Genomic DNA, 5,922 nt, shown 5'->3' with positions numbered 1-5,922 from the left:
GATCAGACCGGCCAGTGCCGGTCCGGAGCTGCTGGGAAACGTGATGCGCTCTGCCACGTGCACCATCCTGTCATTCCCCGGCGCGGGGCAGCGGGCAATGCCGCGACACGTAGGGTGGAGCCGTCGTGAAGATTCGTTTCGGAGTCGGGCTGGGGCCCGAGACCGCACCGGCCGAACTGCCGGCGATCGTCGATCGCCTGGAATCGGCCGGGGTGGACTCGTTGTGGTTCTCCGAGCTGGTGTACTCACCGGCGGTGGACCCGTTCGTCGGGATGGCCTATGCGCTCTCGCGCACAACGAATCTGAAGGTGGGAACCTCGGTTGCGGTGCTCCCGGGACGCCATCCGGTGCTGGTGGCCAAGCAAGTCGCCTCGCTGGCTGCGCTGGCGCCCAAGCGGGTGCTTCCGGTGTTCGGCCTTCGTTCGGCCCTGGCGGCCGAGCGTGATCTGTTCCCGGTGCCCGGGGGCAGCCGCGGCGCGGTGTTCGACGAGGCGTTGACCCTGATGCGCGCGGTGCTGGATCCCGACTCGCCAGGCCCGGTCTCGTTTCACGGCGACCACTACTCGGTGCGCGACGCCGACATCCGCCCGAAACCTGCCGCACCGTTGGACATCTGGCTCGGCGGCTCGTCGGCGGCCGGTTACCGGCGCGTCGGCGCCCACGGTGACGGGTGGCTGGGCAGTTTCCTCACCCCGGACGAGGCCGCCTACGCGCGAGGGCGGATGGACGCCGCAGCCGCCGAACGCGGCCGGCGTATCCCCGCCGACCACTACGGCATCAACCTCGCCGTCGGCGACGGCACCCTGCCCGATGCGGTCGTCGCCGCGATCCGCCGCCGGCGGCCCGATGTCGACCCCACCGCGCTGGTCGCCGCCGACTGGCCGGCTCTGCACGCACAGCTCGACGGCTACCTCGCCGCAGGGTTGACGAAGTTCGTCATCCGCCCGGCCGGCCCCACCGACACCGAGCGCTTCATCGCGACGTTCACACGCGAGTTACTGACCCGGCAGAACTGAGTCGACCACCCAGTCGCGCAACGCCTTCCGGTTCAACTTCCCGCTGGGCAGGGTGGGGATCTGCGCGCCGGAGGCGGTGATCCACCGGGTCGGAACCTTGTAGGACGACAGGGCCTCGCGGGCCCGGCGGGCCACCGACTCCACATCGACGTGCCCGGCGCCGGCCGCGACGAGGACCGCACACACTTCCTCGCCGCGCTCGGGGTGCTCGACACCGACCACCACACACTGGGCGATGTCGTCGAATCCCTCGATCACCGCCTCGACTTCCAACGGCGAGACGTTCGCCCCCGAGGTCTTGATGAGTTCGGTGCTGCGCCCGACGTAGAACAGCCGGGGGTCACCGGACCGGCGGTAGACCCGGTCACCGGTGTGGTACCAGCCGTCGGAATCGAAAGTCTCGGCGCGCTCCTTCTTGTTGTATCCGGCCATCACGCCGACACCGCGGACGAGCAGTTCGCCGACGACCCCGTCGGGCACCGCGGCCCCGGCGTCGTCGACGACGGCCAGATCGGTGTAGGCGAAGCCACCCGCCGTCTCCGACATCGTGCGGTGGACCGGAAACCCGTCGGGGACATCGGTCATCGCGATGTCGAGCGGGCCGTCGCGCAGCATCGGCGCCGAGGACAGGTCCCGCTCGGCGAAGCTGGGATGCGCACGGATCCGCTGGGTGAACGCAGGCCAGCCGACGATGCCGGTGGCGTGCTCGGCTTCGACGAGATCCAGCGCGGTTCCGGCCTCGAGTTTCGCCATAACCAGCAACGTCACCGGTTCGTGCAGCGCCCCGGTGACGGCCAGCACCCCGCCGATCCAGAAGAACGGCATCGCGCTCAGGATGACCGGCGGCTCCGGCGACTTGCTGATGGCCCGGATCGCCGCCGGCCACGTCGAGGTCTGGCGGACCAGCGTGCCGTGGGTGTGGATCACACCCTTGGGGTCGGCGGTCGAGCCCGAGGTGTGCACCATGATCGCCAGGTCGGCGGCGGTGACCTCGGCTTCGGCCGCCTCGAGCAGCCCCGCCGGGACCAGCTCAGGGGCATCGTCGTGATAGCGCGTCGCCCAGCCGGCGGGGGTCTGCCCGGTGAGGACGACGGAGCGCAGGAACGGCGCCGCACGCATCGCCAGCTGTCCTGCCGGTTGGCCGGCCAGCTCGCCGAAGGCCTCCTCGAGCCGTTCGGGGACGTCGATGTCCAGCACGGTCGGCGGGGCGGCCAGGAGCCCGATGTCGGCCAGCCGGGCGACCTTGGCGATTTCGGCGGGCCGGTACATCGTGCTCAACGGCACCGCCAGCGCACCGATCCGCGACACGGCGAGCCACCAGATCACCCACTCGGGTCCGTTGGCGAAGAAGAGCCCGACTCGGGTGCCTTTCCCGACACCGCGGGCCAGCAGCCAGCGGGCCACCAGCGCCGAGCGCCGTTCGGCGTCGCGGTAGCTCAGACGATCGGTCGGAGTCACCAGGTAGGTGTGCTCGCCGAAGTCGCGCACGGCGCGGGTCAGCAGGGCCGGAACCGTCAACGGTGTGGGGTGCACCCGTCGATCTTCCCCAATGCGGCGCCGGCCGGGTCGGATCGGGGGGACGAGGTTCCTCGCCGAACCGCCGAAACGCGCCTTCGCCCGTGTCACACTCGACCCGGCGAGGAGGTCAGCGATGATCGAGGTCGTGGGCAACATGCCGGCAGGTGTACGCGGCATCCGGGTGTCCGGCCGCGTCAGTGGCGAGGACCTGCGCCACTTCGCCCCGGTGATGGCCGAGCTCGTGGGATCCGGCGAGATCCGGCTCGTCGAGATCGTTGCCGACGACTACGAGGGTTTCGGTCCCGGCGGTCTGGTCGAGGACCTGAAGATGGGGCTGGGCGCACTGGTCGGACACCACTCGCAGTTCCGCCGCGTCGCGGTGGTGTCGGACAAGGAGTGGGTTTCCCACGCGTTGCACGCTTTTGCCTCCGATGGTGCCCGGCGAGCTCGCGCTGTTCCGGATCGACGAGCTCGAGCAGGCCAAGACCTGGGCCGCCGGCTGAATTCGGCGGTCACCTCCGGTGCCCCTGGCGTAGGGTGCCGTCAGTGTCAGGGTGAGGTCACCGCTTCTTGCGGTGGTTGGATCCTTTACACCTGGTGTCTGGCTCGTAGGGTGCCTGCCGCCGTCGGGTTGGCGAGCATGTGTTTTGTCGGCATCAGGTGTGAAGGACCGGCCGGCGTGACTTGATAGGAGCGTGGCACCGCCCCCACTGAGGTATGTCCGCCGACCGGCCCAACCGTCACCTCACAGTGAATGGAGGCAACCACCATGGTTGTTGTTGGAGCCGATGTACACAAGCGCACGCACACCTTCGTCGCTGTCGACGATGCGGGTCGCAAGCTCGCCGAGAAGACCGTTCAAGCGATCACCGTCGGGCATGCCGAGGCGGTGATGTGGGCCCGCGAACAGTTCGGGGGCGATGTCATCTGGGCGATCGAGGATTGCCGGCATTTGTCGGCGCGTCTGGAACGTGACCTGTTGGCGTTGGGGCAGAAGGTGGTGCGGGTGCCGCCGAAGTTGATGGCCCAGACCCGGGCCTCGGCACGGACCCGCGGCAAGTCCGATCCGATCGACGCATTGGCGGTGGCGCGGGGATTCCTACGTGAACCGGACCTTCCGGTGGCCTCTCATGACGAGGTGTCGCGGGAACTGAAGCTGTTGGTGGATCGCCGCGAAGTCCTTGTGGCGGCACGGACGGCGACCATCAATCGGTTGTTGTGGCGGGTCCATGAGCTCGATCCCGAGCGTGCACCCAAAGCTCGCTCGCTGGATCTGGCCAAGCATCGGGGGCTGCTGGGTGATTGGCTGGACACCCAAACCGGAATCGTGGCCGAGTTGGCCCGCGACGAGTTGGCCGACATCACCCGTCTCACCGAGACGATCAATGCGTTGGCCAAACGTATAGGCGAACGTGTGCGAAAGGTCGCGCCGGTCTTGCTGGCCATGCCGGGCTGTGGGGAGCTGACCGCGGCCAAACTGGTCGGTGAGGCCGCCGGGGTCACCCGGTTCAAAAGCGAGGCGGCCTTCGCCCGTCACGCCGGGGTGGCGCCGGTTCCGGTGTGGTCGGGCAACACCCGCGGACGGGTCCGGATGACCCGCTCGGGCAACCGCCAACTCAACGCCGCCCTGCACCGCATCGCAGTCACCCAGATCCGCCTCGACGGCCTCGGTCAGGCGTACTACCGCCACCGCTTGGCCCAAGGAGACTCCACCACCGAAGCCCTGCGCTGCCTCAAACGCCGCCTGGCACGAGTCGTCTTCGGCCACCTCCACACAGACCACAACAACCGTCAAGAGCCTTGCCAACTGGCAGCGGCTTGACATAGGAGAAACGCATGGCCGTGGACGGTGCAGCGTTGGCAGCGGGTGGGATTCGTCTGGCGTCGGGGGTCTCGTTTCTGGTTGATCCGCTACGGGCCAACCGGTGGTGGGGCGACCCCGACGATCCGCCGCCGACCGCACGTCTGCTGCTGCGGTCGATGGGCTATCGCGACGCGCTGATCGGGGCGATGCTGGTTTCCGCCGCGCTGCGGGGCCGCAACACCCGAGGCTGGTTCCTGGCCTCCGGCGGCGCCGACGCGGCTGATCTGCTGGGCGGCTACAGCGTGCACGACCAGCTGAGGACCTCGCAGAAGCTCATCGGCCTCGGTGGCGCGGTCGCCGGTATCGGGGTGGGGCTGTGGGGTGCGACGCGCCGCCCGGGCCCGGCTGCCGCGGAGTCAACGGCGGGCGAGTAGCCAGGCCTGCCCGTCGGCTTCACCGCTGGTGATGACGTCGAGTACGGCGAATGCGTCGGTGAGTTCGCCCGGGCGAACCCGGAACGGCCCGGGCCCGGCTCCGACCTCGCTCAACGCGCTGAGGGCCAGCAGACCGCCCGGCGCCAGTCGTTCGAGAACCGGGTGATCGAGTCGCTGGTCGCGAAACTTGTTGCAGAGCAGCACGTCCACCGGTTTCCCGGGCGGAAGTCCGTCGTCGAGATCGACGATGTCGAAATGGCAACGTTCGGCGATCCGGCAGCGCCGGGCGAGCCCTCGCGCGGCTTCGACCGCGGCGGGGGAGATGTCGACACCGCGAACGTCCATGCCGCGCAGGGCCAGCCACACCGCGGCCGCACCGCGACCGCAGGCGAGCTCCAGCGCCCGGCCCGCGACGGGGAATTCGGTCGCGTAGGGGCGAAAGACCGCGGGCAGCGCGACCTCGTCCAGCTCGACCGGATCCTGACCGGCATGGCGGCGGTCCCAGCGAAGACGATCGTCGTCGGACACGGCCTCACTCTAGGGGCGGTACGCGTACGGCCTGCGCGTGCAGCGTGTGATCATGAAGTCGACCAGAGTTCTGCGTCTTATTCCGGCCTACTGATCGTCCGCCGGGGCCGGGGCGCGTCGCCCCGGCCCGCTAGCCTCGTGTGATGAGCCACGAGCGGATGAAGGTACTGATCGTCGGAGGCGGGTTCGGCGGTCTGTTCTGCGCGCGCAGACTCAAGGGCGTCGAGGTGGACGTGACCCTGCTGGACAAGACGGCCGGGCATCTTTTCCAGCCGCTGCTCTACCAGTGCGCCACCGGGATGCTCAGCATCGGTCACATCAGCCGGCCACTGCGTGAACAATTTTCCGGTCAGTGCAATATCACCCCGCTGCTCGGGGAGGCGGTGGCGCTGGATCCCGCGGCGCGGCAGCTGACCGCGCGCCGGCCGGACGACACCACCTTCACGCTGGACTACGACGTGCTGGTGCTGGCCGCCGGGATGCAGCAGTCGTACTTCGGCAACGAGCATTTCGCACAGTGGGCACCCGGGATGAAGACCCTCGACGACGCGCTGTGTATCCGGCAGCGCCTCTACAGTGCCTTCGAGATCGCCGAGACGCTGCCGCCGGGGCCGGACCGCGA

The 5,922-nt window shown here is 69.1% G+C and carries 7 protein-coding genes; 5 read left to right on the top strand and 2 right to left on the bottom strand.

Annotated features, from left to right (window positions below; genetic code table 11):
* Nucleotides 1-125 precede the first annotated feature (125 nt).
* Nucleotides 126-1,016, top strand: a complete 891-nt coding sequence (locus ACN27A_RS34330; protein WP_421459159.1) for a TIGR03854 family LLM class F420-dependent oxidoreductase — start codon at nucleotides 126-128, stop codon at nucleotides 1,014-1,016.
* On the opposite strand, the gene ACN27A_RS34325 is transcribed toward ACN27A_RS34330, so the two are convergent.
* On the bottom strand, nucleotides 996-2,549 hold the full coding sequence (locus ACN27A_RS34325; RefSeq protein WP_421459157.1) for a class I adenylate-forming enzyme family protein: 1,554 nt from the start codon (nucleotides 2,547-2,549) through the stop codon (nucleotides 996-998). The genes ACN27A_RS34330 and ACN27A_RS34325 overlap by 21 nt on opposite strands.
* 118 nt (nucleotides 2,550-2,667) lie before the next feature.
* On the opposite strand from ACN27A_RS34325, the gene ACN27A_RS34320 reads away from it, so the two are divergent.
* The 3 genes from ACN27A_RS34320 (at nucleotide 2,668) to ACN27A_RS34310 (ending at nucleotide 4,772) form a co-directional block, all read left to right on the top strand.
* Nucleotides 2,668-3,222: an STAS/SEC14 domain-containing protein gene (locus ACN27A_RS34320; RefSeq protein ID WP_421459155.1), complete on the top strand. Its 555-nt coding sequence runs from the start codon at nucleotides 2,668-2,670 to the stop codon at nucleotides 3,220-3,222.
* 66 nt (nucleotides 3,223-3,288) lie between these two features.
* Nucleotides 3,289-4,356: an IS110 family transposase gene (locus tag ACN27A_RS34315; protein WP_421459154.1), complete on the top strand. Its 1,068-nt coding sequence runs from the start codon at nucleotides 3,289-3,291 to the stop codon at nucleotides 4,354-4,356.
* Between the two features lie 14 nt (nucleotides 4,357-4,370).
* A complete protein-coding gene (locus ACN27A_RS34310) occupies nucleotides 4,371-4,772 on the top strand; it encodes a DUF4267 domain-containing protein (protein WP_421459152.1) in 402 nt (133 codons plus the stop codon).
* On the opposite strand, the gene ACN27A_RS34305 is transcribed toward ACN27A_RS34310, so the two are convergent.
* Nucleotides 4,755-5,300: an SAM-dependent methyltransferase gene (locus ACN27A_RS34305; RefSeq protein ID WP_421459150.1), complete on the bottom strand. Its 546-nt coding sequence runs from the start codon at nucleotides 5,298-5,300 to the stop codon at nucleotides 4,755-4,757. The genes ACN27A_RS34310 and ACN27A_RS34305 overlap by 18 nt on opposite strands.
* Before the next feature lie 143 nt (nucleotides 5,301-5,443).
* Between ACN27A_RS34305 and ACN27A_RS34300 the strand changes: the two genes are divergently transcribed.
* Nucleotides 5,444-5,922, top strand: a 479-nt coding sequence (locus ACN27A_RS34300; protein WP_421459148.1) for an NAD(P)/FAD-dependent oxidoreductase, incomplete at its 3' end; no start/stop codon positions are given.

This window comes from Micromonospora sp. WMMD737, from assembly GCF_049179055.1.
Taxonomy (GTDB): domain Bacteria; phylum Actinomycetota; class Actinomycetes; order Mycobacteriales; family Micromonosporaceae; genus Micromonospora; species Micromonospora reichwaldensis.
This window is presented reverse-complemented; position numbering and strand designations above follow the sequence as displayed.

What these genes read in the sequence shown, in the direction of transcription:
- ACN27A_RS34310 (WP_421459152.1), top strand. Translation starts at nt 4,371, where the DNA reads ATGGCCGTGGACGGTGCAGCGTTGGCAGCGGGTGGGATTCGTCTGGCG.
- ACN27A_RS34315 (WP_421459154.1), top strand. Translation starts at nt 3,289, where the DNA reads ATGGAGGCAACCACCATGGTTGTTGTTGGAGCCGATGTACACAAGCGC.
- ACN27A_RS34320 (WP_421459155.1), top strand. Translation starts at nt 2,668, where the DNA reads ATGATCGAGGTCGTGGGCAACATGCCGGCAGGTGTACGCGGCATCCGG.